General features: G+C 73.3%; 2 protein-coding genes and 1 pseudogene. 1 reads left to right on the top strand and 2 read right to left on the bottom strand.

The annotated features are described in order from the left end of the window. Together A6Q79_RS16230 and A6Q79_RS16225 are read right to left on the bottom strand one after the other, a co-directional pair. Nucleotides 1-985, bottom strand: a pseudogene (locus A6Q79_RS16230) (glycoside hydrolase family 65 protein); the annotation flags it as partial. Further along, nucleotides 985-1695 carry an HAD family phosphatase gene (locus A6Q79_RS16225; protein ID WP_286689235.1) on the bottom strand — a complete coding sequence of 237 codons (711 nt, stop codon included), beginning with the start codon at nt 1693-1695 and terminating at the stop codon, nt 985-987. The gene A6Q79_RS16225 and the pseudogene A6Q79_RS16230, both read right to left, overlap by 1 nt. 234 nt (nt 1696-1929) lie before the next feature. Here A6Q79_RS16225 and A6Q79_RS16220 point away from each other — a divergent pair. Further along, nucleotides 1930-2627 (top strand): 4-alpha-glucanotransferase (locus A6Q79_RS16220; protein WP_317698774.1); only part of this gene is annotated, 698 nt, incomplete at its 3' end.

Raw genomic sequence — 2627 nt, 5'->3', positions numbered from 1 at the left:
GGTCGAGGGTGCGACGGCAGCGGTCGAGCAGCTCGCGCGACGGCACGCCGCGCGACGTGTGGTACGCGGCCGTCTTGGTCAGCCGGACGGGGACGCCGGGCTGCGCGGCGACCCGGTACGTGGTCTTCGCGAGGTCGTCGCCGGTGACGACCCGGCTGGTGAACTCGTTCTCGGTGACGATGTCGTGGTCGGCCATCACGCCGAGCGTCATGCCGCTCTCGGCGCACCGGAAGCCGAGCGCGACCCGGCCGGTGTCGCTGTCGCCCTCGTTCGTCTGCGGCTCCAGCACCCGACGGGTGAGCTGCTCGGCCTTGCGCGGGTCGCTGCCCTCGCCCATGGCCTTGTGCCGGACGTGGTACTCGTCCTCGCCGTCCTGACGGTTGAGGATCTGCGAGGAGATCGCCACGGGGGCGGGGTCGTCGAGCAGCGTCACCTCGAACGTCATCACCGCAAGGTGCTTCTGCTCGAGGCTGACCATGCGCGTCGACTCCACCAGCACCCGCTTGCCCGACGGGGTGCGCCACAGCAGCCGACGTCGGAGCACGCCGTCGCGCAGGTCGAGCGAGCGCTCGTACTCGTGCAGGTCGGCGACCGAGAGCAGCAGCGGCTCGTCGTCGACGTAGAGCCGGATGATCTTCGCGTCCGGGGCGTTGACGATCGTCTGACCGACGCGCGCGAACCCGAAGGCCTCCTCGGCGTGCTGGATGGGCCACGTCTCGTGGAAGCCGTTCACGAAGGTGCCGTGCGTGTGGGAGTCGCGGCCCTCCTCGACGTTGCCGCGCAGCCCGAGGTAGCCGTTGCCGACGGCGAACAGCGTCTCGGTGAGGCCGAGGTCGCCGGCGTCGTAGCGACGCTCGGTGAGCCGCCACTCGTCGGCGGGCCAGCGCGAGCGGTCGAGGAAGTCGCGCACGGGCGGCGCCTCGTGCGACGGTCCGAGGCCACGGTCCTCGTCGACGGGCTCGGTGGGCTGGTCCAGCGGCGACATCAGACGAGCTCCTGCAGGTCGTCGACGACGACGTCGGCGCCGTGCTCGCGCAGCGCGTCGGCGCCCGCCCCGCGGTCGACCCCGACGACGAGACCGAAGCGTCCGGCCCGACCCGCCGCCACGCCCGACGTCGCGTCCTCGAGCACCACGGCTCGCGACGGCTCGACGTCGAGCTGTTGCCCGGCGAACAGGTAGGTGTCGGGTGCCGGCTTGCCCGCCAGCTGCCGGTCGGCGGCGACGGCGCCGTCGACGATGATCGGGAACCGCTCGATGAGACCGGCGGCGCGCAGGACCTTCGGGGCGTTGCGCGAGCTGGAGACGACGGCCACGCGCGTGCCGCGCTCGGCGAGTGCGTCGAGCAGGGCGACGGAGCCGGGGTAGGCCTGGACGCCGTCGCGGTCGAGGATCTCCTCGAAGAGGACGTTCTTGCGGTTGCCGAGCCCGCCGACCGTCTCCTCCTCGGGCGCGTCGTCGGGCGTGCCCTCGGGCAGCTCGATGCCGCGCGACTCCAGGAAGGAGCGGACGCCGTCGTAGCGCGGCTTGCCGTCGACGTAGCGGTAGTAGTCGTCGTCGGTGTACGGCTCCTCGACACCGCGCTCGCTCAGCACGTCGTTGAACATCTTGTCCCAGGCGCGCCGGTGCACCTCGGCGGTCGGCGTGATCACGCCGTCGAGGTCGAAGAGGGCCGCGTCGTAGTCGCTCCAGTCCACGCGAGAAGCGTAGGCGGGTCTCGTGTCGGCCACGTGAACGGTGTCGAGTTCGGGCGCGGAGCTGGCGGCGCTCGCGCTCGTCGAGGTGCGCGGGCCGCGACTCGCGTCGGAGCACGGATGCAGACTCTTGCGTGCCGTCGGCGCAGGCGCTGGCGACCCGTCCCACGCGTGCGTCGGGACACACGGACCTCGCCGAAGTGGTGGGCGGGGCCGGTCGCGACCATGCTGGGCGTCATGGCCTTCCCCGACGACGACCTCGCCGCCCTCGCCGCGGCCCACGGCGTGGCCGTGTCCTACGAGGGGTCCGACCGCAGCCCGGTCGACGTCGACCCCGACGTGGTCGTCGCGGTGCTGTCCGAGCTCGGTGTCGACGCGAGCACGCCGGAGTCGGTCGCGAGCGCCCTGGACGCCGTCCGGTCGACCCGCTCGCCCGTGCCCGGCACGGTGGCCGTGGTGCAGGGCCAGGCCCGCGACCTCGGCGTGCACGGTCGGATCGAGCTGGAGGACGGCACCACCCTCGACGTCGACGGCACGCTGCCGGCCGACCTGCCCCTGGGCTGGCACCGCCTCGTCACCGACGACCGCGACGAGGTCACGGTCGTCGTGGCGCCGGCGCGGCTGCCGGAGGTGCCGCGGACCTGGGGCTGGATGCTGCAGCTGTACTCCGTCCACTCGTCGGGCTCGTGGCAGATGGGCGACCTCGCCGACCTCGCCGAGCTGGCCCGGCGCGCCGCGACCGAGCAGGGCGCGGGGGTCCTGCTCGTCAATCCCGTGCAGGCGTTCGTGCCGTCGACGCCGCTCGTCCGCTCGCCGTACTCGCCGTCGAGCCGACGCTTCGCCAGCCCGCTCTACCTGCGCGTCACCGACGTGGCCGCCTTCGCCGCCGCCGACGACGCCACCCGCGAGGAGGTGCTGGGGCTCGCGCCCGACCC

Source organism: Aeromicrobium sp. REDSEA-S32_B7, from assembly GCF_001626145.1.
GTDB classification, from domain to species: domain Bacteria; phylum Actinomycetota; class Actinomycetes; order Propionibacteriales; family Nocardioidaceae; genus Aeromicrobium; species Aeromicrobium erythreum.
Note: the sequence above shows the minus strand (reverse complement) of the source record. Positions and strands in the feature narration are given on the sequence as shown.